This is a genomic window from Paenibacillus illinoisensis NBRC 15959, from assembly GCF_004000925.1.
GTDB classification, from domain to species: domain Bacteria; phylum Bacillota; class Bacilli; order Paenibacillales; family Paenibacillaceae; genus Paenibacillus; species Paenibacillus illinoisensis.
Genome location: NZ_BIME01000018.1, coordinates 35,905 through 62,608 on the forward strand (window position 1 = coordinate 35,905; position 26,704 = coordinate 62,608).

Genomic DNA, 26,704 nt, shown 5'->3' on the forward strand with positions numbered 1-26,704 from the left:
ATAAAATTTAACATTTTAAGGAGGCCACGTTCAAATGGCAAAGGCTAAATACGAACGTAATAAACCACACGTTAACATTGGTACTATCGGTCACGTCGACCATGGTAAAACAACTCTGACTGCTGCAATCACTACTGTATTGTCCAAAACTTACGGTGGCGCAGCGATCGCTTTCGATCAAATCGACAAAGCTCCAGAAGAGCGCGAACGCGGTATCACAATCTCCACAGCTCACGTTGAGTACGAAACTGACGCTCGTCACTACGCTCACGTTGACTGCCCAGGTCACGCCGACTATGTTAAAAACATGATCACTGGCGCGGCTCAAATGGACGGAGCTATCTTGGTAGTATCCGCAGCTGACGGCCCAATGCCACAAACTCGTGAGCACATCTTGCTCTCCCGTCAAGTAGGCGTACCTTACATCGTTGTATTCTTGAACAAATGCGACATGGTTGAAGACGAAGAGTTGTTGGAATTGGTTGAAATGGAAGTTCGCGACTTGCTCAACGAATATGAGTTCCCAGGTGACGATACTCCAATCACTCGTGGATCCGCTCGTGAAGCTCTGCAAAACCCTGAAGGTGAGTGGGCTCAAAAAATCGTTGAGATGTTCAAAGAAATCGATACTTACATCCCAACTCCAGAGCGCGACACTGACAAACCTTTCTTGATGCCAGTAGAGGACGTATTCTCCATCACTGGTCGTGGTACAGTTGCTACAGGTCGTGTAGAGCGTGGTACTGTTAAAGTCGGTGAAGAGATCGAAATCGTGGGTATCCACGAAGAAACTAAAAAATCCGTAGTTACGGGCGTTGAAATGTTCCGTAAATTGCTGGATTCCGCTCAAGCGGGTGACAACATCGGCGCATTGCTGCGTGGTGTTGACCGTGAAAGCATCGAGCGTGGACAAGTACTTGCTAAACCAGGTTCTGTTAAACCACACACAGAATTTACAGCTCAAGTATACGTTCTGACTAAAGAAGAGGGTGGACGTCACAAACCTTTCTTCACAGGATACCGTCCACAATTCTATTTCCGTACAACTGACGTAACAGGTATCATCAACCTGCCAGAAGGTACTGAAATGGTAATGCCAGGCGACAACATCACAGTAACTGTACAACTGATCAATCCAATTGCGATTGAAGAAGGTACACGCTTCGCGATCCGCGAAGGTGGACGTACAGTTGGTGCCGGTGCAGTAGCATCCATCCAAAAATAATTCAGCTTTTCGCTGAGTAAGCATATGCAACAGTGTACTGGAACGAGTAACATTGTACTGTAACGAAGCTTCGGAAGAGTTCTTTATCCGACATCGGATAAAGAACTCTTTTATTATGTATAAGAGATTCGGAACCTGCGTCATAATGTGAATAGCAATCAGATGTATATAAAAGATTGGTTAAGGCAGCTTGCATAACAATGGAACAACACATTAAACAACGTCATTTCGATATGAAAAGATTAGTTTAAATGTTTTTCTTAAATATGCTTGCAATACGCCCATTTTTTCTATATAATAATGAATGTTGTTCTGAGACGTTGCGATGATGTGAGAGGTTACTGGCACACCCGGCCCCTTTGCCATGGGAGGGTTGTCGGAAAATTTTCACGGAGTATGTCCGATAATAAATTGGGCGATAGAAGGAGGGACTAAAATGGCAAAGCAAAAAATTCGTATTCGTTTGAAAGCTTACGACCACAGAATTCTTGATCAATCCGCGGAGAAAATTGTTGAAACAGCTAAACGTTCGGGTGCTGGTGTATCCGGTCCGATTCCGCTTCCAACTGAAAAACAAATCATTACTATTCTTCGTGCGGTACACAAGTACAAGGATTCTCGGGAGCAATTCGAGCAACGCACACATAAGCGTTTGATCGACATCGTTAACCCGACTCCACAAACTGTGGATGCCTTGATGCGCTTGGATCTACCGTCCGGTGTAGATATCGAAATCAAACTGTAATATAAATCAACAAGACCATGTATAAAGGAAAAGAGGTGTCAACATGAAAGGTATCTTAGGAAAAAAACTTGGAATGACTCAAGTGTTTACCGCTGATGGTAACGTAGTACCAGTAACAGTTATCGAAGCAGGACCTTGTGTTGTTTTGCAAAAGAAAGATCTTGAGAACGATGGCTACGAAGCAGTTCAAATCGGTTACTCCGATAAGAAAGAGAAAAATGCCAACAAGCCAGAAGCAGGACACGCTAAAAAAGCGAATACTGCCCCTAAGCGCTACGTTCGTGAACTTCGCGGCATCAACATCGCGGAATATGAAGTTGGCCAAGAGTTGAAAGCTGACATTTTCGCAGAAGGCGAATTCGTTGACGTAACGGGTATTTCTAAAGGTAAAGGTTTTGCCGGCGTAATCAAACGTTGGGGACAAAGCACTGGACCTATGTCTCACGGTTCTCGTTATCACCGTGGCCCGGGTTCGATGGGTTCGATCCAAGCTAACCGCGTTCCTAAAGGCAAACACTTGCCAGGACACATGGGTCATGAGACTGTTACAATCCAACGTCTTGAAGTTGTTAAAGTAGACGCTGAGCGTAACGTGTTGCTCGTGAAGGGTTCCATTCCTGGACCGAAAAACAGTCTTGTAAAAGTTAAAGAAACGGTGAAAAAATAACCACTGAAGAAAGGAGGAACACAAAATGCCAAAAGTATCAGTTTACAATGTAGATGGTAGCCAAGTGGGCGAAGTTGAACTGAACGATGCAGTATTCGGAGTAGAGCCGAACACTTCCGTTCTGTACGATGCAGTGCTTATGCAACGCGCTTCCCTTCGTCAAGGTACCCACAAAGTAAAAGGACGTTCTGAAGTACGTGGCGGTGGACGTAAGCCTTGGAAACAAAAAGGTACAGGTCGCGCTCGTCAAGGTTCGATTCGTTCTCCACAATGGAAAGGCGGCGGTATCGTATTTGGTCCGACACCACGGAGCTATGCGTACAAACTGCCTAAGAAAGTTCGCCGTCTGGCGATCAAATCAGCTCTTTCATCCAAAGTGCTCGACAATGACATTATCGTTTTGGACGCTCTTACACTGAGCACACCTAAAACAAAAGAATTTGCAGCCATCTTGAACAACTTGAAAGTTGGACGCAAAGCTTTGATCGTAGCTCCTAGCTATGATGATAATGTGGCTCTTTCCGCACGGAATATTCCTGGCGTGAAATTCGTAGCAGCTGACGGCATTAATGTTCTTGACGTGCTTGCGCACGACAAACTGATCATTACGAAAGAAGCAGTTCAGAAGGTAGAGGAGGTGCTCGCGTAATGAAGGATCCTCGTGATATTGTTAAACGTCCGATTATTACGGAACGTACTGCTGACATGATGAATGACTTGAAATATGTATTTGAAGTCGATATCCGTGCAAACAAAACCGAGATCAAAAAAGCCGTGGAAGCTATTTTCAACGTAAAAGTGAAAAACGTGAACACTCTTCGTGTTCCAGCTAAGCCTAAACGGTACGGACGTTATTCCGGATATACTAGCGAATGGAAAAAAGCGTTTGTAACACTGACACAAGATAGCAAAACGCTTGAGTTCTTTGAAACTGTATAATTGAAATTGTTGAAGTAAGGAGGGAAACCCAGTGCCAATCAAAAAGTATAAACCGACATCCCCGGCAAGACGGAACATGTCCGTATCTACATTTGAGGAAATCACCACAGATCAGCCGGAGAAATCGTTGTTGGCCCCACTGAGCAAAAAGGCTGGCCGCAACAACCAAGGTAAAATTACAGTTCGTCACCACGGTGGTGGACACAAACGTAAATACCGTATCATTGACTTCAAACGTACTAAAGATGGAATACCGGGCCGCGTTGCTACGATCGAGTATGACCCGAACCGTACATCGAACATCGCCCTGATCCACTATGCTGATGGTGAGAAACGTTACATCATCGCTCCTAAAGGATTGAAAGTTGGAGATCAAATCTTCTCCGGTCCTGAATCCGACATCAAAATCGGTAACGCACTGCCACTTGAAAACATTCCAGTAGGTACCGTTATCCACAACATCGAGTTGAAACCAGGTAAAGGCGGACAATTGGTTCGTGCTGCTGGTACAGAAGCTCAATTGCTTGGTAAAGAAGAAAAATACGTTTCCGTTCGTCTCTCTTCCGGAGAAGTTCGTCGTATTCTGAAAGTTTGCCGTGCAACAATCGGTTCTGTTGGTAACCAAGACCACGAGCTCATCAAAATCGGTAAAGCCGGTCGTAGCCGTTGGTTGGGACAACGTCCTGAAGTTCGTGGTGTAGTAATGAACCCTAACGATCACCCACACGGTGGTGGTGAAGGTCGTGCTCCAATCGGACGTAAATCGCCAATGTCACCATGGGGTAAACCTACTCTGGGTTACAAAACGCGTAAGAAAAATAAAGCTTCTGATAAATACATCATTCGCCGCCGCACGAAGTAATACACACTGTGCATAACTTCGTGAGGCATCTGCGGATGCATAAACGCTACGTTTGAAGGGAGGATCTCCACATGGGTCGCAGTTTGAAAAAAGGGCCATTCATTGATGGCTACATGCTGAAAAAGGTAGAAGAGATGGACGCTTCCGGTAAAAAGAACGTTATCAAAACCTGGTCCCGTCGCTCTACAATTTTCCCACAATTCATCGGACACACATTCGGCGTATATGACGGACGTAAACACGTGCCAGTATACGTGACTGAGGACATGGTCGGACACAAATTGGGTGAGTTCGCTCCAACCCGTACGTACAAAGGCCATACTGATGATGACAAGAAAACAAGAAGATAAATGAACATCTTTAATGTTTGAGAGGAGGTTACACAATGGAAGCAAAAGCACATGCTAAGTTTATCCGGATTGCTCCTCGTAAAGTTCAACTCGTTGTTGACTTGATTCGCGGCAAGCAAGTTGGTGAGGCGGTTGCCATTCTCCGTCACACTCCGAAATCCGCTTCTCCAATCGTTGAGAAGTTGCTTAACTCCGCTATTGCGAATGCGGAACATAACTATTCTATGGATGTTAATAACTTGGTCATTTCGCAAGCTTACGTGAACCAAGGACCGACAATGAAACGTTTCCGCCCTCGTGCAATGGGACGTGCAAGTCGTATTAACAAACGTACTAGCCACATCACTTTGGTGGTATCTGAAAAGTAGAAGGAGGGAAAACGTGTGGGCCAAAAGGTAAATCCGGTCGGACTCCGTGTCGGAGTTATCCGTGACTGGGAATCTAAATGGTATGCAGGCAAAGACTTCGGTGATCTTTTGATGGAAGACGTGAAAATTCGTGAATTCCTGAAAAATAAATTGAAAGACTCCGCTATGTCTCGTGTTGAAATCGAGAGAGCGGCTAACCGCGTGAACGTAACGATTCACACAGCGAAACCAGGTATGGTAATCGGTAAAGGTGGATCTGAAGTTGAGAATCTTCGTAACCAAATTACGAAAATTGCTGGCGGTAAAAAAGTACACATCAACATCTCTGAAATTAAGAACCAAGACCTGGACGCAATCCTGGTAGCAGAAAGCATTGCACAACAACTGGAACGTCGCGTTTCTTTCCGTCGTGCTCTGAAACAAGCTATTCAAAGAACTATGCGCTCTGGTGCAAAAGGTATTAAAACTCAAGTGGGCGGACGTCTTGGCGGAGCTGAGATCGCACGTTCGGAAGGCTACAGCGAAGGAACTGTTCCACTGCACACGCTTCGTGCCGACATCGACTACGGTACAGCAGAGGCTCATACAACTTACGGCCGTATCGGCGTAAAAGTATGGATCTATCGTGGAGAGGTTCTTCCTACGGCTAAGAAACAAGCTGCTAAGGAAGGAGGCAACTAATCATGTTGGTACCAAAACGTGTAAAACACCGTAAGCAACAACGTGGACATATGAAAGGCCAAGCAAAAGGCGGAACTACGCTGAACTTTGGCGAATACGGTCTGCAAGCTACGGAACCGGCTTGGATTACGAACCGTCAAATCGAAGCGGCTCGTATTGCGATGACTCGTTACATCAAACGTGGTGGTAAAGTCTGGATCAAAATTTTCCCTGACAAACCAATCACTCAAAAGCCTCTCGAGGTTCGGATGGGTAGCGGTAAAGGTAACGTAGAAAAATGGGTTGCAGTTGTGAAACCAGGTAAGATCATGTTTGAACTTGCTGGTGTACCGGAGGAGATCGCACGCGAAGCGATGCGTCTTGCCGCTCACAAACTGCCAATCAAAACGAAGTTTGTGAAACGTGAAGAATTGGGTGGTGAAGCAAATGAAAGCTAGTGAATTTCGCAACCTAACCTCTGCTGAAATCGAGCAAAAGATTGCCGGATTTAAAGAAGAACTCTTTAACCTCCGCTTTCAACTCGCTACCGGTCAGCTGGATAACCCGACTCGAATCCGTGATGTGCGGAAAGAAATAGCTCGTGCTAAAACCATCATCCGTGAAAGAGAACTGGGTATCGGTTAATTAGAGGTCGGATATACATTCCGTCCGTAATCAGGAAGGAGGCCAACAATGAGCGAAGAACGTAACGCACGTAAAGTGCAAACTGGTAAAGTTGTTAGCGATAAAATGGATAAAACGATTGTTGTTGCTGTAGAAACTTACAAAAACCATAAATTGTACCATAAACGCATCAAGGTTACTAAAAAGTTCAAAGCGCATGACGAAGAAAACACTGCGAAAATCGGTGACACGGTGAAAATCATGGAGACTCGTCCGCTTTCGAAAGATAAACGCTGGAGACTTACTGAAATCGTAGAAAAAGCGGTTATCATCTAATGCATTATCAGCATAGCTGGAAGGAGGAATACTAAATGATTCAACCATTTACACGTTTGGCTGTAGCCGACAACTCCGGTGCGAAGGAACTGATGTGTATCCGCGTACTCGGCGGTACGGGACGTCGTACAGCACAAATCGGTGATCTGATCGTTTGTTCTGTAAAACAAGCAACACCAGGCGGCGTTGTCAAAAAAGGTGATGTAGTTAGAGCGGTTGTCGTTCGTACGAAACGTTCTGTACGTCGTAAAGACGGTTCCTACATCGGTTTTGATGAAAATGCAGCTGTTGTTGTAAAAGACGACAGAAGCCCACGTGGAACACGTATTTTCGGACCTGTTGCTCGTGAACTTCGCGAGAAAGACTTCATGAAAATCGTTTCCTTGGCCCCAGAGGTTATCTAATAGATTAAGCTCGTGATGTTTAGAAACAGGAGGTGTACGAAATGCCAAGAGTGAAAAAAGTTCTGGAATCCCATAACAACAAACTTCACGTTAAAAAAGAAGATACGGTTATGGTGATCAGCGGTAAAGACAAAGGTAAAAAAGGCCGTGTCATCGCTGCTTATCCTCGTGAGAACCGCGTCCTTGTGGAAGGTGTTAACATGATTAAAAAACACCAGAAGCCTAACCAGCAAAATCCGCAAGGCGGCATTATCGAGAAGGAAGCTCCGATTCACGTTTCCAACGTGATGCACATCGATCCAAAGAGCGGAAAAGTAACCCGTGTTGGTTACAAAGTGTTGGATAACGGAAAGAAAGTGCGCGTTGCTAAACGTTCCGGAGAAATTATCGACTAATTGAACCGAATGAGAAAGGAGGGCTATGATTCATGGCATCAAGAATGAAAGAACGTTACCTGCAAGAAATCGCTCCTGGTTTGATGCAGAAGTTTAACTATACAACGGTAATGCAAGTGCCTAAAATCGAGAAAATCGTTATCAACATGGGTGTGGGCGACGCTGTCCAAAACTCCAAAGTGTTGGATTCCGCAGTAAACGATTTGCAACTGATCGCAGGTCAAAAACCTGTAATCACTCGTGCTAAAAAATCTATCGCAGGTTTCAAACTGCGTGAGAACATGCCTATCGGTGTGAAAGTTACATTGCGCGGCGAGCGTATGTACTACTTCCTCGATAAATTGTTCAACGTTACATTGCCTCGTGTCCGCGACTTCCGCGGTGTATCGAGCAAAGCGTTCGACGGACGTGGTAACTACACACTGGGTCTGAAAGAACAATTGATCTTCCCAGAGATCGAGTATGATAAAGTAGACAAAGTCCGCGGTATGGACATTGTTATTGTAACAACGGCGAAAACAGACGAAGAGTCCCGTGAGTTGCTCACGCAACTGGGAATGCCTTTCGTAAAATAAAGTTGGCATAACGTTTCCGGGTGTCTGGAAGGACTCCCTTTTCTCCGAAATTATTTAGGAGGTGTCAGGCTAAAGTGGCAAAAACTTCGATGAAAGTTAAACAACAACGTACACCAAAGTTTAAAGTGCGTTCTTATACACGCTGTGAGCGTTGCGGACGTCCACATTCGGTGCTGCAAAAGTTCAAAATTTGCAGAATTTGCTTCCGTGAATTAGCTTATAAAGGCCAGATTCCTGGCGTGAAAAAAGCAAGCTGGTAAAAAGTCCTGAACGGGAAGGAGGTTAACTCACAATGACTATGTCTGATCCAATTGCAGATATGCTTACTCGTATTCGTAACGCGAACACTGTTCGTCACGAAACAGTAGAAATGCCTGCTTCGACAATGAAAAAACAAATCGCCGATATCCTGAAGCGTGAAGGTTTCATCCGTGACGCTGAAGTTATCGATGATAACAAACAAGGGATTATCCGTGTTTTCCTGAAATACGGTCAAAATAACGAGCGCGTTATCACTGGTCTGAAAAGAATCAGTAAACCTGGTCTTCGTGTTTACACGAAAAGCAACGAAGTACCTCGTGTACTTGGTGGCCTGGGTATCGCGATCATCTCGACATCCAAAGGTGTTATGACGGACAAAGAAGCTCGTCAATCGAAATCCGGCGGAGAAGTCGTTTGCTACGTTTGGTAATATAACGTCACAAGATAGGAGGTGCAACATATGTCTCGTATTGGTCGCAAACCAATTACAGTACCAAGTGGTGTGGACATCACACTGGACAACACCGTTATTACGGTAAAAGGACCAAAAGGAACTCTGACTCGTGAACTTCATAAAGACATGAAGGTTACAGTTGAGAACAACGAAATTACAGTTGTGCGTCCTTCCGATAACAAAACTCACCGTTCTTTGCACGGCACAACGCGCAGCGTTGTAAGCAACATGGTGAGCGGCGTTACTGAAGGATTCGCAAAATCTCTGGAGTTGGTTGGGGTCGGATATCGTGCAAGCAAATCCGGAGATAAAATCGTTCTGAACGTTGGATACTCTCACCCGGTTGAAATTACACCGGAAGCGGGAATTGAATTCGAAGTTCCTTCGAATACAAAAATCATCGTTCGCGGGATCGACAAAGAGCGCGTAGGTGCTTACGCTGCTAAAATCCGTTCCGTTCGTGAACCTGAGCCGTACAAAGGTAAAGGTATTAAATATGAAGGCGAGCGTATCATCCGTAAGGAAGGTAAAGCCGGTAAGAAGAAATAAGATTTCTCTTACCGCCTTTGCGCGGCTTTCGGCTTGCTTGCTTCGTGTGTTTCTAATATACCCCGTGGCTTCCGGTTTGAAGCCAGCGAGGTAACCTGAAAGGAGTGAATCCCTGAGATGATTACGAAACAAGATAAAAACAAGGCTCGTCTGAAAAGACACCTGCGTGTTCGTAAGAAAATCCAAGGAACGGCAGCACGTCCTCGTTTGAACGTATTCCGTTCTGGTAAACATATGTACGCTCAAATTATCGATGACGTAGCTGGTGTAACGATCGCTTCCGCGTCTACTGTAGACAAAGAACTGAGCAGCGACATCAAAAACGGCGCTTCTGTTGAGTCAGCTCGTAAAGTTGGCGAACTCGTTGCAAAACGTGCGAAAGACAAAGGCGTTTCTAACATCGTATTTGACCGTAGCGGATATCTGTACCATGGTCGTATCGCAGCATTGGCTGAAGCGGCTCGTGAAGCAGGACTTGAGTTTTAAGATATTTTTCAAAAGGAGGTTAACGACTTGCGTGTAGATCCGAATACTTTGGAACTGACTGAAAGAGTTGTAAATATTAATCGCGTAGCTAAAGTAGTAAAAGGCGGACGCCGTTTCAGCTTTAGCGCACTGGTTGTAGTCGGCGACGGCAACGGCTGGGTTGGAGCTGGTATCGGTAAAGCGGGCGAAGTACCTGATGCAATTCGCAAAGGTATTGAAGACGCTAAGAAAAACCTTGTACACGTTCCACTCGTAGGAACATCGATTCCTCACTTGGTAACAGGTAAGTTCGGCGCAGGACGCGTTCTGTTGAAACCAGCATCTGAAGGTACTGGTGTTATCGCTGGTGGTCCTGTACGTGCGGTTCTCGAACTTGCTGGTGTAGGTGACATTTTGACAAAATCTCTGGGTTCTTCGAATTCCATGAACATGGTCAATGCGACTTTGGAAGGTTTGTCCCGTTTGAAGCGTGCTGAAGACGTGGCTAAACTGCGCGGAAAATCCGTCGAAGAGCTTCTGGGTTAAGGAGGGAATCTCATGGCTAAATTGGAAATTACCCTCGTCCGCAGCTTGATCGGACGTCCGGAGACGCAAAGAACAACTGTGAAAACATTGGGCTTGCGCAAAATCAACAGCAAAGTGGTTCAAAACGATAATCCAGCCATTCGTGGTATGATTAACAAAGTAAGTCACTTGGTAGCTGTTAAAGAAGTAGAAGCTTAATACGGGATATTCCCATAAATCTTTAAGGAGGTGCAACGAACGATGAAGTTACATGAGCTTTCCCCAGCTCCTGGATCCCGCAAAGAGCGTAAACGTCTTGGTCGCGGTCCAAGTAGTGGTACGGGTAAAACATCAGGTCGCGGTCACAAAGGACAAAACGCTCGTTCCGGCGGTGGTGTACGTCCGGGCTTCGAAGGTGGACAAAATCCATTGTATCGTCGCTTGCCAAAACGTGGTTTCGTAAACCCAACTCGCAAGGAATATGCGGTTGTGAATATTGAAGACCTGAACAGTTTTGCTGCGGGTACTGAAGTAACTCCAGAATTCTTGATGACGAACGGCGTAGTTAAAAACGCTAAATCCGGAATCAAGATCCTGGGTAACGGTGAAGTCACTGTGAAGCTGACTGTTAAAGCTAACAAGTTTTCTCAATCTGCGGTGGAGAAAATTGAAGCTGCCGGCGGTACAACCGAGGTGATTTAATGTTCAAGACCCTAAAGAATATCTGGCGGGTTGAAGATCTGCGCAAAAGGGTATTATTTACCCTTTTTGTACTGATCATTTACCGCATCGGATCCTTCGTTCCAGTACCTGGAGTAAACAAAGAGGTTTTCGAAGCGACAAATTCTGCGGGTAAAGAAGTTTTTGGACTTCTCAATACGTTCTCGGGTGGAGCACTGTTCCAGTTCTCGATCTTTGCACTCGGGATCGTACCTTACATCACTGCGTCTATCATAGTACAGTTGCTTTCCATGGACGTTATCCCTAAGTTAGCGGAATGGGCTAAGCAAGGTGAACAAGGTAAGAAAAAATCAGCTCAGCTGACTCGTTATTTAACGATCGGTCTGGCATTGATTCAAGCGTTTGGTACGTCGATCGGATTCAACCGCTTGTACAATACAGAGATGGTGCCTAACGCCACTTTTGCTGATTATATCTTGATCGCGATTGTACTTACGGCCGGTACTTCATTCCTGATGTGGCTTGGTGAGCAGATCACCGAGAAGGGCATAGGAAACGGGATTTCGATTTTGATCTTTGCGGGTATCCTCTCAACGGTGCCTAACATTATCAAACAGACAATCGAGTCCGACTTCATTCAACCTGATCAGTTGTTCATGAACATCCTTAAAGGTGTAATCGTCGCAATTGTTATTGTGTTGATTATCATCGGTGTCATTTACATTCAGCAGGCGATTCGGAAAATTCCTGTACAGTACGCGAAACGCGTCGTAGGTAACAAAATGTACGGTGGACAGAATACACATATCCCGCTGAAGATTAACGCAGCAGGTGTTATCCCTGTCATCTTTGCTTCATCTCTGTTGATGTTCCCAACGATTATCGCCAACTTCTGGGCTGATCGTTTATGGGCACAGTGGATCGGACAAAATCTGACTACTCACAAACCTCTGGGTATGTTATTGTATGTCGTGATGATCTTCGGTTTCACTTTCTTCTATACTTTCGTACAGATGAATCCACAGCAGATGGCTGATAATATGAAAAAGAACGGCGGTTACATCCCAGGCATTCGTCCGGGTAAAGCAACCGAGAAATATCTGACCCGTGTCATGACTCGTTTGACAATGGCCGGAGCCATCTTCTTGGCAGTCATTTCCGTTCTGCCTGTATTCTTAGGGGCACTTTCTGGTTTGCCTCAATCGGCGCAAATTGGAGGAACGTCTCTCCTGATCGTTATCGGTGTTGCGCTCGATACCATGAAGCAAATCGAAAGCCAATTGATCAAACGCCACTACAAAGGTTTTATCAATAAATAGGCAATAGGTACCGGTCAAGCTAAGATTTACTTGCCGGCACCTATTGTGCTGTTTGTTGATGTAGGGTAGTCTTGGAGGGAGTGACATAACGTGAACATCCTATTCATGGGCCCTCCGGGGGCAGGAAAAGGAACGCAAGCAGACGTCATCGTGAAAGAGTTCGGTATTCCCCACATTTCAACAGGCGATGCATTTCGTCTGGCGATTAAGCAGGGAACTCCCATTGGCCTGAAAGCCAAGGAATATATGGATCAAGGATTGCTTGTACCAGATGATGTAACCATCGGCATCGTTGAAGAACGGTTGCAGCAGCCTGACTGCAGAGAAGGATTCCTCTTGGATGGTTTTCCAAGAACCCTGTCTCAAGCAGAAGCGCTTGATGGCATCCTGGACCGACTGAACTCAGGTCTCGATCATGTAATCAACCTGAAAGTGGACCGCGACAAATTGCTGGCTCGTTTGACGGGTCGTCGCATTTGCAAAAACTGTGGCGCCACTTATCATGTCGTATTCAATCCGCCTAAGCAGGAAGGTATTTGTGATAAATGCGGCGGCGAGTTGTACCAACGCTCGGATGATAACGAAGAGAGCGTAGGAACCCGTCTTGACGAATATATCAACAAAACAGCACCACTCCTCACGTTTTATGAGAACAAAGGTCTTCTTCGTCAAATGAACGGAGAACAGGATATTGATCAAGTCTCTCAAGAGATCGTGTCCTTACTGCGAGGTTAATTGAATGATCATTGGTAAGTCCGAAACGGAACTGGGCTTGATGAGGGAAGCAGGGAGAATCGTTGCTGAAACGCATCGTCTCTTGGCAGAGCATATCGCTCCCGGTATTACGACTGGAGAACTTGACCATATGGCCGATCAATACATCCGCAGTCAAGGAGCTGTGCCGTCTTTCAAAGGTTATAACGGTTTTCCTGCCAGTGTGTGCGCTTCAGTAAATGAAGAGTTGGTGCATGGATTTCCCGGCAAACGCAAGTTGAACGAGGGCGATATCGTTACGTTTGACATTGGCGCGCAGTACCAGGGGTATCATGGAGATTCTGCCTGGACTTATCCGGTCGGCCGTATTTCCGAAGAAGCCCGTCGTCTTCTGGACGTTACCGAGGCTTCGTTATACGCAGGTCTGGCGCTGGTTAAACCGGACATTCGCTTGTTTACTATATCTCATGCGATTCAGAAATATATTGAGGATGCCGGTTTTTCGGTAGTTCGGGAATATGTCGGTCACGGCATAGGAGCGGATCTGCACGAAGAACCCCAAATTCCGAACTATGGTCTTCCTGATCGGGGACCACGGCTTAAAGCGGGCATGGTGCTGGCCATAGAGCCGATGGTTAACGCAGGTAGCCGGTATGTGAAAACGTTGGAAGATAACTGGACTGTCGTTACTGTTGACGGATCGTTATGTGCCCACTTTGAACACACCGTAGCAGTTACACCAGATGGCATGGAAATTTTCACAAAACTGAATGCGTAGGTGATGAGGCATGAATAATCAGTCTAATCCGCAGCTCGGTCAACTTGTGAAGATCCGTAAAGGCCGCAATGCGGACCAAGCCGCGGTAATTGTTGCTATAGCGGACAGTAGGTTCGTGTATATAGCGGATGGAGACAAACGTAAGTTTGATCAACCCAAGAAGAAGAATATTCTTCATCTGGAGCTCCAGCCGATGATCAGCAGCGAGGTTGTAAACAGTTTAAACGAGAGTGGTCGGGTGACAAACGGAAAGCTCCGCTATGCGGTTCATTCGTTTCTGGAATCCACCAACATTCAAGCTGAAGAGAAAGGAGACTGACTAATGGCCAAGGAAGATGTCATTGAAGTGGAAGGCACGGTTCTTGAACCGCTGCCGAATGCAACATTCAAGGTTGAGCTTGAGAACGGTCATCAAATTCTCGCTCACGTTTCCGGCAAGCTGCGGATGCACTTTATCCGTATCCTGACTGGTGACAAAGTAGTTGTTCAGTTATCGCCTTATGATCTGACAAAAGGACGTATAACTTACCGTAAATAGTAGTAGACAGTTGCAATGAACTGTGAAGCTTGAAGCGGGTTTTGCCCGGCAAAACTTGCGAAAGCTTCGAAGCCGGTTTTACAATGGTAAAACGAGGTCAATGCTTACGAAGAGAGTTTTGCTAAGCAGAACTTTGAGGAGGTAATTCACATGAAGGTAAGACCTTCGGTCAAACCGATTTGCGAAAAATGCAAAGTCATTCGCCGCAAAGGGAATGTTATGGTTATCTGTGAAAATCCGAAACACAAACAAAAACAAGGTTAATGAAGGGGGTGTAGCGTAAAATGGCACGTATAGCTGGTGTGGATTTGCCACGTGATAAGCGCGTTGAGATCGCCTTGACTTATATTTTCGGAATCGGTAAAACGACTTCCCAGAAAATTCTGAGCTCTACAGGCATCAATCCGGACACTCGTGTTCGTGATTTGACGGAAGATGAAGTCAGCAAATTGCGTGAAAGTATCGACAAAGAGGTCAAAGTAGAAGGTGACCTGCGTCGTGAAATCTCTTTGAATATTAAACGTTTGACGGAGATCGGTTGTTACCGTGGAGTTCGTCATCGTCGTGGTCTGCCTGTTCGTGGACAACGTACGAAAACGAATGCTCGTACTCGTAAAGGTCCTCGTCGTACAGTAGCGAACAAGAAGAAATAATAAGGGGGGATAAGAGAAAATGGCTAAACCGAAAAAAGTCGTACGTACTAAACGTCGTGACCGTAAAAATATTGAATCTGGCGTGGCACATATCCGTTCCACTTTCAATAACACTATCGTTACCATTACGGATCCTCACGGAAACGCAATTTCGTGGGCAAGCTCCGGCGGCCTCGGATTCAGAGGTTCCCGTAAATCGACTCCGTTTGCTGCACAAATGGCTGCTGAGACTGCTGCCAAAGCTGCAATGGAACATGGGATGAAAGCCGTTGAGGTTATGGTTAAAGGACCAGGCGCAGGCCGTGAAGCAGCGATCCGCTCTTTGCAAGCTGCAGGTCTGGAAGTTAACCTGATCAAAGACGTAACTCCAGTCCCACACAACGGATGCCGTCCTCCAAAACGTCGTCGTGTCTAATGAGATTTGCCCCTGCGTGTGGTATAAATCCAGCACAATCTGCTAATAATGGTTGTTTAGGCATACTACTACATGTTTTCGCAAGAGAAGGTAAATGTTTCATAGAGGACCGACGTTTTGAAGGAGGGGTATTGCAGTGATTGAAATCGAAAAGCCGAAAATTGAGACGGTTGACGTCAACGATGATGGCACCTATGGGAAATTCGTAGTAGAACCGCTGGAGCGCGGATACGGAACGACGCTTGGAAACTCGCTTCGCCGAATCTTGCTCTCGTCACTGCCGGGTGCGGCAGTGTCTTCGGTTCAAATCGATGGCGTTCTGCATGAATTTGCTACAGTTCCTGGCGTAATGGAAGATGTAACGGAGATTATTCTTAACCTGAAAGCTTTGTCGCTTAAAATTCATTCGGATGAGGAGAAAGTGCTCGAGATTGATGCTGAAGGCGAAGGAGCAATCACGGCTGGAGATATCCGTGCTGATTCCGATGTGGAAATCCTTAACCCGGATCTGCACATCGCTACGCTCGGACCAGGTTCGAGACTTCACATGCGTATTTTTGCCAATCGCGGTCGCGGCTACGTCCAGGCAGATCGGAATAAACGCGATGACCAGCCGATCGGCGTCATCCCAGTCGATTCCATCTTCACCCCGATCAGCCGCGTTAACTACGCTGTGGAAAATACGCGTGTTGGCCAAGTAACCAACTATGACAAGCTCACGTTGGAAGTTTGGACAGACGGAAGTATTCGTCCTGAAGAGGCTGTAAGCCTCGGCGCTAAAATTTTGACCGAGCATTTGATGCTCTTCGTGGGTCTTACAGACGAAGCGAAAGATGCTGAGATCATGGTCGAAAAAGAAGAAGACAAAAAAGAAAAAGTACTCGAAATGACGATCGAAGAGCTGGATCTCTCTGTTCGTTCCTACAACTGCCTGAAACGTGCCGGTATTAATACCGTGCAAGAGCTGACTACGAAAACGGAAGAAGACATGATGAAAGTCCGTAACCTCGGACGCAAGTCTTTGGAAGAAGTTCAAGAGAAGCTCGAAGAATTGGGTCTGGGACTCCGTACAGAAGAATAGACAGCTGAGTGCTTGAAGTGAAGGAGGGAAAACAATGGCATACCAAAAGTTGGGCCGTAATTCCAGCGCGCGTAAAGCTTTGTTCCGTGACCTGGTAACCGACCTGTTCTTGTACGAGCGCATTCAGACAACTGAAGCGAAAGCAAAAGAGGTTCGCTCTATTGCTGAAAAACTGATCACTAAAGCGAAAAAGGGAGATCTTCATGCCCGTCGCCAAGTGGCAGCTTATGTTCGCCGCGAAACTATCGATGGTGAGCAAGATGCAATCCAAAAACTGTTTAGCGAATTGTCCGGTCGTTACGCTGAGCGTCCAGGTGGATACACTCGTATCCTTAAACTGGGACCTCGTCGTGGTGACGCAGCGCCTATGGTTTACTTGGAACTGGTTGACCGCGCGTAAAACTGATGAGATGAGGAAAGGGGACAGAGTCGTTGATTCTGGATTAACCCTTTTTTTCACTTCATTTCGGAATTCGTGCTGTAATAGAAGCTCCGGAAGGGGCTTCTTTTGCTGTTCGGGGTAGGGTATGTATAGTATGGAACAAAGGTGTGGTAATGATGCGCAACTTGTGCATGACGCTTGCTTATGATGGCACTGCTTATTATGGCTTCCAGGTACAGCCGGGGGGGAATACCATTCAGGATCATCTTGAAGATGCCATTCGTGCATTGACAGGTGAGACGGTCAAGATAACGGGGTCAGGTAGAACTGACGCGGGTGTTCATGCTCGCAGGCAGATCTTCAACTTTGCTACCGAATCTCAAATCCCGATTGAACGATGGTGTATTGCACTTAATTCTAGATTACCCTCTGATATTGTTGTTATTGATGCGATAGAGGTACCGCTTGAGTTTCATTCTCGCTATGCAGCGAAAACGAAGACGTACCGCTATACGATCAATGCAAATCAATTTCCGGATGTATTCAACAGAAGGCTGCAATATCATCATCATGCCAGGTTAGACGTAACTGCAATGCAGGAGGGGCTTCGTCATTTTATTGGTACGTATGATTTCACCTCCTTTGCTTCTCGCAAGTCTCAGAAAGACAATCATATTCGTTCGGTATACGACGCATGGATAGAGGTTGACCGTTCAATGTGCAGAGATCATCCGCGCGATCAGGGAGTCATTCATATTTATGTGAGCGGCAACGGCTTTTTGCAGCATATGGTTCGCATTATTGTAGGTACACTGCTGGAGATCGGAGAGGGCAAACGGAAAGCCTCTGATGTACCGAATATGATTGCCGCATGTAATCGCTCTGCTGCAGGACCAACTGCGGTAAGTTGCGGTTTAATGCTCTGGGATCTTGAATACAAAAAAGATTAAATTTGGTGAGTGAAAAGGTTAATTAACACTTGCGATTTAATCTCCTATCATGTAATATAAAAGTTGTGTTTTCTTAATGGCTTTCCCACAGCCCCAATTAAGAGGGTCACATCGCAACAACTATCCATCAACACCTAAAGTTATCACTTAATGAACGAAGATAAATGAAAATGAGATTTTGAACATTTTAAGGAGGAACTTTTCATGCGTACAACGTACATGGCGAAGCCTAACGAAGTTGAGCGCCAATGGCACATCATTGATGCCGAAGGCAAAACGCTCGGACGTTTGGCGAGCGAAGCAGCTGCTTTGATCCGCGGCAAACACAAGCCACAATTCACTCCACATGTGGACACTGGCGATTTCGTAGTTATCATCAATGCTGAGAAAATCGTATTGACTGGTAAAAAAATGCAAGACAAGAAATACTACCGTCACTCGATGCACCCAGGTGGTTTGAAAGTAACTTCTGCAGAAGATATGGTTAAAAACAAACCGGAACGTATGTTGGAATTGGCTGTTCGCGGTATGCTTCCTAAAACTCGCATGGGCGAAAAAATGAAGCTGAGACTTAAAGCGTACAGAGGCACTGAGCATCCACATGCAGCACAAAAACCAGAAGTTTACGAACTTCGCGGTTAATTAAAAGGAGGACAGTTTCATGGCACAAGTACAATACTATGGGACAGGTCGTCGTAAACATTCGGTAGCTCGTGTTCGCCTTGTACCGGGTGAAGGACGCATTGTCATCAACAAACGTGATATTAATGAATACTTCGGTTTGGAAACACTCAAACTGATCGTAAAACAACCACTGACTTTGACAGAAACGCTTAGCAACTATGACGTTTTGGTTATCGCTCATGGTGGCGGAATCTCCGGTCAAGCTGGAGCAATCCGTCATGGTATCTCCCGCGCTCTGCTCAAAGCAGATCCGGAATACCGTGCTTCCCTGAAAAAAGCAGGATTCCTGACTCGTGACCCACGGATGAAAGAACGTAAAAAATACGGTCTCAAAGCCGCTCGTCGCGCTCCTCAGTTCTCCAAACGTTAATATGTATTACAAGCCTCTGGCCTCGGCCAGAGGTTTTTTGTTGCCTATAAAACGTGGATTAGTTGTTCCAAGGATTGCTCAAACAACAATTTGTCATATGTATATGATCTAACATGGCTTATTTCTCATCTTAGATTTGGCTGAAGATAGATCATTCCAGACAGGGTTATACGAGACCCCAATCATCAGTTTTTCTTATGAATTCAATAAAAGTCACTTACATGTATGCACAGAGAATTCAAATTTTTTCATGCACGGTTGGTCCCTTTGCATCTCATATTTGGTCTTAGCACAAGCATTATCATTACGGATTTTAGTACAGTTTAATGCAGATAACCCTATAGGGACAAAGGATTTCACGATTAGCATAGCAAATTGGACTCTAATACCTTCTAGCCTGCTTAAGTTAATTGCAATGGATTCATTTGAAGAGAACCTAAAGAGAATCTAAGTACTCACAAAATGATTGGTAATCCACTCACAAAAATGGGCTCAAAATGAATCATTTTACCATGTTGCAAGCATTGACATCCCCCCTGAAAGATTTATACTATACATAATTCTTATTAGATTGGTCGGCATTAAAGTTTTCGGTAAAAGCAGAATGGGGGAAATTCAGAATGAACTTGTTGGAAAAAGAAAATCTTGCTCGGACGAAAGCAGAAGAATTGGAAAACGCAAGCCCTGAGGATATTATCCGTTACGCTGTTGAGACATTCCCAAATATCACTTTTGCATGCAGCTTTGGTGCGGAAGATGTTGTACTTGTAGATATGCTGCAGAAGGTAAGTCCATCTACGGATGTTTTTTATCTTGACACTGATTTTCATTTCAAGGAAACGTATGAGACTCGTGATCTTATGAAAGAGAAATACAATATGGATTTTGTGCGTGTCTCTCCCAAAATTACGCCTGAAGAGCAGGCGGCCCAACATGGAGAGGAATTGTGGAAATCGGATCCTAATGCTTGCTGCAATATTCGCAAGGTTGAGCCGCTGACACGTATTCTTTCCAAGTATGATGCATGGATCACGGGAATTCGCAGAGATCAAGCACCGACTCGTGCTAATGCGAAGAAGGTGGAATACGATACGAAGTTTGGACTTATGAAATTTAACCCGATCGCTCATTGGACTTCTGAGGATGTGTGGGACTATATTCGGGCCAATAACGTTGTATATAACCCTCTCCATGATCAGAACTATCCGAGCATTGGTTGTGAACATTGCACCCGTCAAGTTATGCCAGGTGAAGATCCGCGTGCAGGACGATGGTCCGGTAATGATAAAACAGAATGCGGACTTCATAAATAAAGTATTCGAAATAGCGTGAACATCCTTTAGACCTTAGATCATACCTTTGAACATTTCTCTATCGAACCTCCACTATGAAGAGAATTTAGGGAGCTGACAAAATGACATCGCTTCTGCCTCTATGACGTTATCCGGTATAAAAGTGCGTGGTCAGCTCCGTGATGGAGAGTACCCGCCACCAGAATTTACTCGTTCTGAGGTAGCTAAAGTGCTGATTGAGAGAATGGGGGAGCAAGTCCGCTCCTAACGGTATATTTGTCCATCTTGTCCCATATAGATGATTAGAGTCATTTATAGGGACGAGGTGGTTTTTTATGCGTAAAAATATGGGGAAGCATTTTGTGGTATGGATCCGGTTGCGTACAGTAAAGCGTGTGCTGCTAAGCCTCTGTCTACTTGCGATGTTGGTGGCTGTGGTGACGTATGAACTTCCTTCATCGAAGACGTCCGGATATTGGGGGCTGCCGCTAGCAGGCAAAGTCATCGCGATTGATGCAGGGCATGGTGGACCAGACGGGGGGGCTGTGAGCAAGCAGGGGGTCATCGAGAAGGATATCAATCTGTCGATTGCTTTGTATGTACGGGACTATCTGCAGCAAGCTGGAGCACTGGTGGTCATGACTCGAGAGATTGACACAGATCTTGCAGAGGCAGATACCAGAGGATATTCCAAACGGAAGACAGAAGATCTCAAGCAAAGAGTAAGACGAATTGAAGACAAGCAGGCAGATCTGTTTATCAGCATTCACATGAACAGTGTCCCTTCGAACCGCTGGAGTGGCGCACAGGTCTTTTATACACCCAACCACCCGGACAATGAAGGCTTGGCCAATCTGTTGCAGCAAGAGATGATCCGTAATCTTGAAAATACAGATCGAATTGCAAAAACGGTAAATACCGTATATCTGCTTCAAGCATTGAAAATTCCGTCTGCTCTCGTAGAAGTTGGTTTCTTATCTCATCCGGATGAGGCACGTCTTCTTGCCGATGAAGCATATCAGCGTAAAGTAGCCGCTTCCATCTATAATGGAATATTGAGGTATTCCTCGGGGGAACGTCCCAAAAGTTAGTTACAAAGAGAAGGAGAATGTTATAATTAACACAGCATACCTAATTACATGCCAATAGATAAAGCTGAGGTGCTGTCTGATGATATCAAAAGAACAGATACTTGAACTATTGCAACCTTTACAGGAACCACAATTGGGAGTGAGTCTGACCGAGCTTCAATGGATTCGTGATGTCATGGTAAAAGAAAATCATGTGGCACTGACCATTGTTACATTGGACAATCAGACTGAGGATACAACTGCTCTTAGTGATGCCGCACGTAACCTATTGTCTCAACATGGGATTCAGGATGTACATATACGCCTGCGTGCAGCATCAGAACATGAACGAGAGAGTGTAAATGCAGGACAACCTGGGAATGAGCAGAATGACGAAGAAGTGCTTGTAAAAGGCCACGCAGCAGGTCTGGATGGTCATGAGTTATTAAGCCCTGAATCGGGTGTTCGCTATATTGCAGTAGCAAGTGGCAAAGGTGGGGTAGGTAAATCTACAGTCACAGTGAATCTGGCTGCTGCCCTCGCTCGGCAAGGTAAAAAAGTTGGATTAATTGATGCGGACATCTATGGTTTCAGTGTACCTGATATGATGGGGATTGAAGAATACCCAGTTGTAGAGGATGGAATCATTCAGCCGGTCGAGCGTTTCGGTGTGAAAGTGATGTCGATGGGATTTTTCATTCGTGAAAATAACCCTGTAATCTGGCGTGGTCCCATGCTGGGTCGCATGCTGCGTCAGTTCTTTACAGATGTAAATTGGGGAGAACTGGACTACATGCTGCTTGATTTGCCTCCAGGCACAGGTGACATAGCCCTGGATGTGCATCAAATGCTGCCACAGAGCAAGGAGATCATCGTGACAACGCCGCACGCAACAGCAGCATTTGTAGCCGCGAGAGCGGGTGCAATGGCGATTCAGACCGAGCATGAGCTGCTGGGTGTGGTAGAGAACATGGCTTTTTACGAATGTGGCAAATGTGGAGAGAAAGACTATGTCTTTGGTCGTGGGGGCGGTGGACGTCTTGCGGAAAGCCTGCACACAGAGCTGCTCGCACAGATTCCTCTCGGTTCACCGGACAATCATCCATCGGAGCCTGATTTCTCGCCATCTGTATATAAGGCTGATACACGCATCGGTGCCATATACGATGAAGTAGCGCAGACAATTGAGACTAAGTTTTAGCATATTGAAAAATCAGCACAACAATCAAAAAGCCTGCATCCATCGGATGCGGGCTTTTATAACGTATAACATGGTTCCGTTCCTGAAGGATTAACTGTCTCGACAGGGATTATGATCCTCCTCCACTTCCGGAGTCACCACCACTTCCGCCATCTCCACTGTCGCCGCCGCCACCACCTTCACCTTCTTGGCCACCGCCGCCGCCCTCCTGCTGTCCGCCTTGTTCTTGACCGCCGGATTCAACTTTTGGTTGCAGTTCTTCCTGTACTACTTTTTTGAGCAGCGTGAGCACTTCCATCCGAAATAGCGGATTCTGCATGACTTCTTGCATTACGGTCATAGTCTGTTTACGATACTCTGGGGTTTTGGTCATGTCCATAAACATTTTGGACACTTCCGGTGATTTCATGATATCCCCAACCGATTTCTGATAAGTGGGATCTTTGATCAACTGCATATGCAGCTGCTTGCTTTGCGAGTTAATGGCTTTGGCAAATTCACTTGCAAATTGTGGATCTGTCATGATTTTCTCGAATTCCTTTTGGTACTCGGGAGCCGTGATGGTATCTTTAACAGCAATACGTATTTGTTCTGAAGATTGCATGGGCATTAACATTTTCATACCGATGGTTCCAGACCCGCCACCCGATCCGCCGCCACTTTGTTCGGAATCTCCACCTTCGCCGCCACCCCCGGAGGAACTTTGGCCAGTTAGAGCTTCTTCTACAGCCTTCTTGCCTTCATCACTTTTCAGAATATCCACGACCATCGTTTTCATCTCTTTATAACTGCCCTGAGGAGGCGAAGAATTCTGATCTGAACCGCAGCCGGCAAGCATGACGGATAGCCCCAATACGGCGCAGCTTAGCTGCCACAAAGGCCGTTTCATGTGCATAACCCCTCCTTGATTAGATACTGCATGTAGTATGTGATGGGCAAGCACTAAATATGTTGAATGGTGATGGTTTTTTGCTGAGAAGGTTGGTAAAATAAACTCTCGGGGGTGGAAAACATTTGAATTTACGTAAATGGTTTTTCCTATTTTGGACAGCCTTACTTATCGGAGCAGCCGGATCGCTAGTAACAGGTCTCATTATGATGCTGGTGAACGGGGAGAGAACGAACGGAATTATCGATTTTCTGCTGTATCTCCTGATTTTATTTGGATCAGGGGTGATGATTAGTGTGTATTCTCAGATGGGTTTTTTCGCTTACTTGATACTGAATTATATGGGCAAAGGTGTATTTCCGAAACGCGGATGGCAGATCGTTCAGCTTGTTTTAACCGTGCTCGCTTTACTTGACGTCATGTTTTTGCGTTTGTTCGTCGGAGGCGGACGAGAACGTCTGTCCGATATCGTACTTGGCATCATTATTTTGGCAGCTGCAATTGTTACCGCTTACGTGAAAGTGAAAAAGACACATATTTCGGCAATGGTCCCAACGCTCTTTTTCATGATTGCAGTAACCGTGGTGGAGACGATCGGTGTGCTCCGAATTGATGTAAATGCCGCTACCACCTTTATTGTGGTCCCGTTGCTGGCATGTAATGCATACCAAATGCTAATATTACATAAGCTGGTGGATGGTTCTGCAGAGCAGGCGGTGAACGGGAGAACGGAGCAAGCATAAGGAAGACCGCTACTGAGGATTTTTTAATAAAACGCGAAAAAGAGCTAACCTGGTTAGCTCTTTTCATTTATGCTGCCAATGTGATGCCAAACCTTCAGAATGGAGTATACAGCCTATAGTTAACCGTAAATCTTGTGAGTGTTATTGAGCACTGGCTTGATCTCGGACTTCTGTACCCTTGGCACTGGAATGATTCAGCAGTTCGGAGACTGTTACGAATTCATACCCCTGGTTTCTTAATTTATCGATAATGACTGGCAGTGCTTCATGAGTTTGTTTGGAAGAATCACTCGCATGTAGAAGTACGATATCTCCAGGGTGCGCTTTGCTGACTACCCGATCTACGATGGTTTGTACACCTGGATTCTTCCAATCCTGTGAGTCGGTATCCCATTGAACGACCTGGTAGTTAAGACTGCTGGCTACTTGAAGTACGCGTTTGTCAAAATCCCCATTGGGCAGACGAAGCAGATTCGGTTCTTTTCCCGTTAAATCGGTTAAAATGCTATGAGCTGTCGAAATTTCCTTACGAATTTCTTCTTCGGTCATGCTGCTGTAATTATCGTGCTTATGTCCGTGGCTGCCAATTTCGTATCCCGCTTCCTTGATGGAGGTTACAATCTCGGGGTGTGTCTTGCTCCAGGGGGAGGATAAGAAGAAGGTAGCCTTCTCTACTTTGTTATCCTGCAGCACTTTAAGGATTGGTTCCGTGCGCTTATCGCCCCAGCTAATATCAAATGTAAGTGCAATTACTTTTTTCTCTGTGGGTACGTTGTAGACAGCCGACGGTGCATCCTCCGAGAATACTGAAACATTGCCGCTTTCCAGATAAATAATCCCGATAGCAAAGACGGCAGCAGCCAGCACAATCAGGAAACGTTTAATCTTTTTGCCGCTAAATACATAGAACGAGTTCATTTCAATAAGCGCCCCTCTCCCATAAGAAATGCTTGTTTACTCTCCAATGTATGCTCGTACAGCGCAGTTATTCGCATGAGAAATTTGTTTGTCCATCAACTTCAGTCATTAGGAGGTTATCATGTTAAAATTCAGTACATTTCTAAGGGATCTGGGATCCATTCGTAACGCATTAATCTGGTCGGTCATATTGTTTGTTGCAGGGATAGGAGCTGGATGGGTAAGCACAGGGCCACTGCAGGACATATTATTGAACCAGATAGGCGGACTTCAAGAGGTAAGCAGACAGCTCGAACAGAGCGGAAATGTGCAATGGAATTTCTTTATCTTTATCTTTTTTAATAATGCCATCAAAAGTGTGCTCGTGATCTATGCAGGAATTTTCTTTGGAATATTGCCTGTTATATTTTTAGTAATTAACGGAATGGTTATCGGTTTTCTAGTGCATATCACCACAGATAATGGAGCCAGCCTTTTTGATATCGTGGTAAAAGGACTTTTACCGCACGGAATTATAGAAATTCCCGTCATTATCATTGCCTGTGCTTTTGGTCTCAAGTTTGGGGGACTGGCATCCAGAAGCCTCATTGAACTTGGAAGTGCCAAACGTCAGGGGTTAGGAAAACAGTGGGAGACTTTTTTGAAGAGGACATTAACTGCATCGTGCTGGGTTATTATCCTATTGTTTATTGCAGCCATTATCGAAAGTACGATTACCTTTAGTATTGTGCGTGGATAAATTTGTATGGAATGACATTCATAAATTTTCAGAAAGTTGACCATAACAATAAAACGGGTTTCAGCAACCCCTTAGGTAAGAGAATTTTATAACCCATAGGGGCTGGGGCTGAAATCGGCGCGTCTAATATAACCCTGACTTTAGAGAGTGTGGGATTCAATATACAAATATAAAGGCGCGCCTTATCCATATGCAGAAAAAGGAGAACTCTTAATGCTGGGTATGCTGTTTAACGAGAAGGAATGTAAGGAACTCGATTATGTGTTACGTAAAGAGCTGGATGAGATGTTGTTTGACCTCAGTGATAATCGCCTCGACCAGGAGATCAAATACGCTATAGCGAGTAGATACAAAACAGTATTCCGCATGTATGCTCGATTCGCTCCGCCGAAGGAGCTGTCCAAATACGCAAGAAGTGGCAAACTCAAAAAGTCTAAACCGTAAGAAGCATGGTACAGAGCTTCAAACATGCAGTATTAATTGATGAGCGAGGTGCGGCCGACTACAGCCAGCGCTGTACCTCCATAACTACTTAGGACGAATCTATGAATGGAATAACATGAATGATAACAAATTGTCGAAAAAGGGTTGACCTATTGGTTTAGATATGATAAATTAATTTTCGTTCCTTTTTAGGACAAACCACTAAAACAAGTACCTGCAGCAAAAGGAATGAATAACATTCCTGAAAAAAATACTTGCAAAGTGGAACTGAACATGATATATTATAAAAGTCGCCGCTGAAAACGACGACAACATGAAAAACAGCAACAAACTGAATGTTTGATCTTTGAAAACTGAACAACGAGTGAGTAACGATCTTGCTTGCAAGATCGAAAAGCTGAAAAATTGGTACAAGTCATCTGACTGTATGATTTTGAAG

The 26,704-nt window shown here is 45.3% G+C and carries 44 protein-coding genes; 42 read left to right on the forward strand and 2 right to left on the reverse strand.

Translation table 11 applies throughout. The features are described 5' to 3' along the window. Positions 1-34: 34 nt before the first annotated feature. From tuf to PIL01S_RS27900, 39 genes are all read left to right on the forward strand, one after another. A complete protein-coding gene (gene tuf / locus PIL01S_RS27710; protein ID WP_095293421.1) occupies positions 35-1,225 on the forward strand; it encodes an elongation factor Tu in 1,191 nt (396 codons plus the stop codon). Positions 1,226-1,661: 436 nt separating this feature from the next. Further along, positions 1,662-1,970: a 30S ribosomal protein S10 gene (gene rpsJ, locus PIL01S_RS27715; RefSeq protein WP_017692074.1), complete on the forward strand. Its 309-nt coding sequence runs from the start codon at positions 1,662-1,664 to the stop codon at positions 1,968-1,970. A 43-nt stretch (positions 1,971-2,013) separates the two neighbouring features. Continuing rightward, the gene (gene rplC, locus PIL01S_RS27720) at positions 2,014-2,637 is read left to right on the forward strand and encodes a 50S ribosomal protein L3 (protein ID WP_095293420.1); all 624 of its coding nucleotides are present in this window, start codon (positions 2,014-2,016) and stop codon (positions 2,635-2,637) included. A 25-nt stretch (positions 2,638-2,662) separates the two neighbouring features. Next, a complete protein-coding gene (gene rplD / locus PIL01S_RS27725) occupies positions 2,663-3,286 on the forward strand; it encodes a 50S ribosomal protein L4 (protein ID WP_127540941.1) in 624 nt (207 codons plus the stop codon). Then, a complete protein-coding gene (gene rplW, locus PIL01S_RS27730) occupies positions 3,286-3,576 on the forward strand; it encodes a 50S ribosomal protein L23 (RefSeq protein WP_024633586.1) in 291 nt (96 codons plus the stop codon). Before rplD ends, rplW begins: the two co-directional genes overlap by 1 nt. Positions 3,577-3,607: 31 nt before the next feature. Further along, on the forward strand, positions 3,608-4,438 hold the full coding sequence (gene rplB, locus PIL01S_RS27735) for a 50S ribosomal protein L2 (protein ID WP_095293418.1): 831 nt from the start codon (positions 3,608-3,610) through the stop codon (positions 4,436-4,438). Between the two features lie 71 nt (positions 4,439-4,509). After that, positions 4,510-4,788, forward strand: a complete 279-nt coding sequence (gene rpsS, locus PIL01S_RS27740; RefSeq protein ID WP_095293417.1) for a 30S ribosomal protein S19 — start codon at positions 4,510-4,512, stop codon at positions 4,786-4,788. Positions 4,789-4,823: 35 nt separating this feature from the next. Then, a complete protein-coding gene (gene rplV, locus PIL01S_RS27745) occupies positions 4,824-5,156 on the forward strand; it encodes a 50S ribosomal protein L22 (protein ID WP_095293416.1) in 333 nt (110 codons plus the stop codon). A 15-nt stretch (positions 5,157-5,171) separates the two neighbouring features. Further along, positions 5,172-5,837 carry a 30S ribosomal protein S3 gene (gene rpsC, locus PIL01S_RS27750; protein WP_090924673.1) on the forward strand — a complete coding sequence of 222 codons (666 nt, stop codon included), beginning with the start codon at positions 5,172-5,174 and terminating at the stop codon, positions 5,835-5,837. Positions 5,838-5,839: 2 nt separating this feature from the next. After that, positions 5,840-6,274: a 50S ribosomal protein L16 gene (gene rplP, locus PIL01S_RS27755; RefSeq protein ID WP_017692082.1), complete on the forward strand. Its 435-nt coding sequence runs from the start codon at positions 5,840-5,842 to the stop codon at positions 6,272-6,274. Further along, positions 6,264-6,461 carry a 50S ribosomal protein L29 gene (rpmC, locus tag PIL01S_RS27760; protein WP_017692083.1) on the forward strand — a complete coding sequence of 66 codons (198 nt, stop codon included), beginning with the start codon at positions 6,264-6,266 and terminating at the stop codon, positions 6,459-6,461. The genes rplP and rpmC overlap by 11 nt, the downstream gene beginning before the upstream one ends. 48 nt (positions 6,462-6,509) lie before the next feature. Beyond that, entirely contained in the window at positions 6,510-6,776 is a 267-nt protein-coding gene (rpsQ, locus tag PIL01S_RS27765; RefSeq protein ID WP_095293415.1) for a 30S ribosomal protein S17, read from the forward strand. A gap of 35 nt (positions 6,777-6,811) precedes the next feature. Beyond that, a complete protein-coding gene (gene rplN, locus PIL01S_RS27770) occupies positions 6,812-7,180 on the forward strand; it encodes a 50S ribosomal protein L14 (RefSeq protein ID WP_090905289.1) in 369 nt (122 codons plus the stop codon). A gap of 41 nt (positions 7,181-7,221) precedes the next feature. Continuing rightward, positions 7,222-7,575, forward strand: coding sequence for a 50S ribosomal protein L24 (rplX, locus tag PIL01S_RS27775; RefSeq protein WP_024633578.1), 354 nt, complete (start codon positions 7,222-7,224; stop codon positions 7,573-7,575). A 32-nt stretch (positions 7,576-7,607) separates the two neighbouring features. Continuing rightward, on the forward strand, positions 7,608-8,150 hold the full coding sequence (gene rplE, locus PIL01S_RS27780; RefSeq protein ID WP_095293414.1) for a 50S ribosomal protein L5: 543 nt from the start codon (positions 7,608-7,610) through the stop codon (positions 8,148-8,150). 74 nt (positions 8,151-8,224) lie between these two features. Next, the gene (locus PIL01S_RS27785; RefSeq protein ID WP_095362279.1) at positions 8,225-8,410 is read left to right on the forward strand and encodes a type Z 30S ribosomal protein S14; all 186 of its coding nucleotides are present in this window, start codon (positions 8,225-8,227) and stop codon (positions 8,408-8,410) included. Between the two features lie 32 nt (positions 8,411-8,442). Next, entirely contained in the window at positions 8,443-8,841 is a 399-nt protein-coding gene (gene rpsH, locus PIL01S_RS27790) for a 30S ribosomal protein S8 (protein ID WP_095293413.1), read from the forward strand. A 30-nt stretch (positions 8,842-8,871) separates the two neighbouring features. After that, a complete protein-coding gene (gene rplF / locus PIL01S_RS27795; RefSeq protein ID WP_090924669.1) occupies positions 8,872-9,414 on the forward strand; it encodes a 50S ribosomal protein L6 in 543 nt (180 codons plus the stop codon). A 117-nt stretch (positions 9,415-9,531) separates the two neighbouring features. Further along, positions 9,532-9,900 carry a 50S ribosomal protein L18 gene (gene rplR / locus PIL01S_RS27800; RefSeq protein ID WP_095293412.1) on the forward strand — a complete coding sequence of 123 codons (369 nt, stop codon included), beginning with the start codon at positions 9,532-9,534 and terminating at the stop codon, positions 9,898-9,900. 27 nt (positions 9,901-9,927) lie between these two features. Then, positions 9,928-10,425: a 30S ribosomal protein S5 gene (gene rpsE / locus PIL01S_RS27805; protein WP_017692091.1), complete on the forward strand. Its 498-nt coding sequence runs from the start codon at positions 9,928-9,930 to the stop codon at positions 10,423-10,425. A 12-nt stretch (positions 10,426-10,437) separates the two neighbouring features. Then, complete coding sequence (gene rpmD / locus PIL01S_RS27810; RefSeq protein WP_017692092.1) at positions 10,438-10,623, forward strand: 50S ribosomal protein L30; 186 nt, start codon at positions 10,438-10,440, stop codon at positions 10,621-10,623. A 42-nt stretch (positions 10,624-10,665) separates the two neighbouring features. Then, positions 10,666-11,106: a 50S ribosomal protein L15 gene (gene rplO, locus PIL01S_RS27815; RefSeq protein ID WP_095293411.1), complete on the forward strand. Its 441-nt coding sequence runs from the start codon at positions 10,666-10,668 to the stop codon at positions 11,104-11,106. Further along, positions 11,106-12,404: a preprotein translocase subunit SecY gene (secY, locus tag PIL01S_RS27820; RefSeq protein ID WP_095293410.1), complete on the forward strand. Its 1,299-nt coding sequence runs from the start codon at positions 11,106-11,108 to the stop codon at positions 12,402-12,404. The genes rplO and secY overlap by 1 nt, the downstream gene beginning before the upstream one ends. Positions 12,405-12,494: 90 nt before the next feature. Then, complete coding sequence (locus tag PIL01S_RS27825) at positions 12,495-13,139, forward strand: adenylate kinase (RefSeq protein WP_095293409.1); 645 nt, start codon at positions 12,495-12,497, stop codon at positions 13,137-13,139. A 4-nt stretch (positions 13,140-13,143) separates the two neighbouring features. Continuing rightward, positions 13,144-13,896 (forward strand): type I methionyl aminopeptidase, encoded by a 753-nt coding sequence (gene map / locus PIL01S_RS27830; RefSeq protein ID WP_127540943.1) that lies wholly within the window; start codon positions 13,144-13,146, stop codon positions 13,894-13,896. A 10-nt stretch (positions 13,897-13,906) separates the two neighbouring features. Then, positions 13,907-14,215 (forward strand): KOW domain-containing RNA-binding protein, encoded by a 309-nt coding sequence (locus PIL01S_RS27835; protein ID WP_095293407.1) that lies wholly within the window; start codon positions 13,907-13,909, stop codon positions 14,213-14,215. Positions 14,216-14,218: 3 nt separating this feature from the next. Next, on the forward strand, positions 14,219-14,434 hold the full coding sequence (gene infA / locus PIL01S_RS27840) for a translation initiation factor IF-1 (RefSeq protein WP_017692098.1): 216 nt from the start codon (positions 14,219-14,221) through the stop codon (positions 14,432-14,434). Between the two features lie 150 nt (positions 14,435-14,584). Further along, positions 14,585-14,698, forward strand: coding sequence for a 50S ribosomal protein L36 (gene rpmJ / locus PIL01S_RS27845; protein WP_003333770.1), 114 nt, complete (start codon positions 14,585-14,587; stop codon positions 14,696-14,698). 20 nt (positions 14,699-14,718) lie between these two features. Then, positions 14,719-15,087 carry a 30S ribosomal protein S13 gene (rpsM, locus tag PIL01S_RS27850; RefSeq protein ID WP_095293406.1) on the forward strand — a complete coding sequence of 123 codons (369 nt, stop codon included), beginning with the start codon at positions 14,719-14,721 and terminating at the stop codon, positions 15,085-15,087. Positions 15,088-15,106: 19 nt separating this feature from the next. Next, positions 15,107-15,502, forward strand: coding sequence for a 30S ribosomal protein S11 (gene rpsK, locus PIL01S_RS27855; RefSeq protein WP_017692100.1), 396 nt, complete (start codon positions 15,107-15,109; stop codon positions 15,500-15,502). 136 nt (positions 15,503-15,638) lie between these two features. Then, complete coding sequence (locus PIL01S_RS27860) at positions 15,639-16,583, forward strand: DNA-directed RNA polymerase subunit alpha (RefSeq protein WP_024633566.1); 945 nt, start codon at positions 15,639-15,641, stop codon at positions 16,581-16,583. 34 nt (positions 16,584-16,617) lie between these two features. Continuing rightward, positions 16,618-16,983, forward strand: coding sequence for a 50S ribosomal protein L17 (gene rplQ / locus PIL01S_RS27865; RefSeq protein ID WP_017692102.1), 366 nt, complete (start codon positions 16,618-16,620; stop codon positions 16,981-16,983). A gap of 158 nt (positions 16,984-17,141) precedes the next feature. Continuing rightward, a complete protein-coding gene (gene truA, locus PIL01S_RS27870; RefSeq protein ID WP_127540945.1) occupies positions 17,142-17,915 on the forward strand; it encodes a tRNA pseudouridine(38-40) synthase TruA in 774 nt (257 codons plus the stop codon). A gap of 204 nt (positions 17,916-18,119) precedes the next feature. Then, a complete protein-coding gene (rplM, locus tag PIL01S_RS27875) occupies positions 18,120-18,557 on the forward strand; it encodes a 50S ribosomal protein L13 (protein WP_127540947.1) in 438 nt (145 codons plus the stop codon). 19 nt (positions 18,558-18,576) lie between these two features. Further along, positions 18,577-18,969: a 30S ribosomal protein S9 gene (rpsI, locus tag PIL01S_RS27880; RefSeq protein WP_056697740.1), complete on the forward strand. Its 393-nt coding sequence runs from the start codon at positions 18,577-18,579 to the stop codon at positions 18,967-18,969. A gap of 620 nt (positions 18,970-19,589) precedes the next feature. After that, positions 19,590-20,282 (forward strand): phosphoadenylyl-sulfate reductase, encoded by a 693-nt coding sequence (locus PIL01S_RS27885; RefSeq protein ID WP_127540950.1) that lies wholly within the window; start codon positions 19,590-19,592, stop codon positions 20,280-20,282. Positions 20,283-20,403: 121 nt separating this feature from the next. Then, positions 20,404-20,529 (forward strand): hypothetical protein, encoded by a 126-nt coding sequence (locus tag PIL01S_RS27890; protein WP_127540952.1) that lies wholly within the window; start codon positions 20,404-20,406, stop codon positions 20,527-20,529. Positions 20,530-20,596: 67 nt separating this feature from the next. Then, a complete protein-coding gene (gene cwlD, locus PIL01S_RS27895; RefSeq protein ID WP_095293402.1) occupies positions 20,597-21,352 on the forward strand; it encodes an N-acetylmuramoyl-L-alanine amidase CwlD in 756 nt (251 codons plus the stop codon). A 79-nt stretch (positions 21,353-21,431) separates the two neighbouring features. Continuing rightward, positions 21,432-22,532, forward strand: coding sequence for an Mrp/NBP35 family ATP-binding protein (locus tag PIL01S_RS27900; RefSeq protein WP_127540954.1), 1,101 nt, complete (start codon positions 21,432-21,434; stop codon positions 22,530-22,532). A 109-nt stretch (positions 22,533-22,641) separates the two neighbouring features. Here the strand turns inward: PIL01S_RS27900 and gerD are convergent, their stop codons facing one another. Beyond that, a complete protein-coding gene (gene gerD, locus PIL01S_RS27905) occupies positions 22,642-23,421 on the reverse strand; it encodes a spore germination lipoprotein GerD (protein ID WP_127540956.1) in 780 nt (259 codons plus the stop codon). A gap of 125 nt (positions 23,422-23,546) precedes the next feature. Here gerD and PIL01S_RS27910 point away from each other — a divergent pair, with 125 nt between their 5' ends. Beyond that, a complete protein-coding gene (locus tag PIL01S_RS27910) occupies positions 23,547-24,164 on the forward strand; it encodes a KinB-signaling pathway activation protein (protein ID WP_127540958.1) in 618 nt (205 codons plus the stop codon). A 141-nt stretch (positions 24,165-24,305) separates the two neighbouring features. On the opposite strand, the gene pdaB is transcribed toward PIL01S_RS27910, so the two are convergent. After that, the gene (gene pdaB, locus PIL01S_RS27915) at positions 24,306-25,082 is read right to left on the reverse strand and encodes a polysaccharide deacetylase family sporulation protein PdaB (protein ID WP_110756607.1); all 777 of its coding nucleotides are present in this window, start codon (positions 25,080-25,082) and stop codon (positions 24,306-24,308) included. 121 nt (positions 25,083-25,203) lie between these two features. On the opposite strand from pdaB, the gene PIL01S_RS27920 reads away from it, so the two are divergent. Together PIL01S_RS27920 and PIL01S_RS27925 are read left to right on the forward strand one after the other, a co-directional pair. Next, positions 25,204-25,821: a stage II sporulation protein M gene (locus PIL01S_RS27920; protein ID WP_127540960.1), complete on the forward strand. Its 618-nt coding sequence runs from the start codon at positions 25,204-25,206 to the stop codon at positions 25,819-25,821. A 213-nt stretch (positions 25,822-26,034) separates the two neighbouring features. Continuing rightward, positions 26,035-26,265, forward strand: coding sequence for a hypothetical protein (locus tag PIL01S_RS27925; protein WP_095293396.1), 231 nt, complete (start codon positions 26,035-26,037; stop codon positions 26,263-26,265). Positions 26,266-26,704 lie beyond the last annotated feature (439 nt).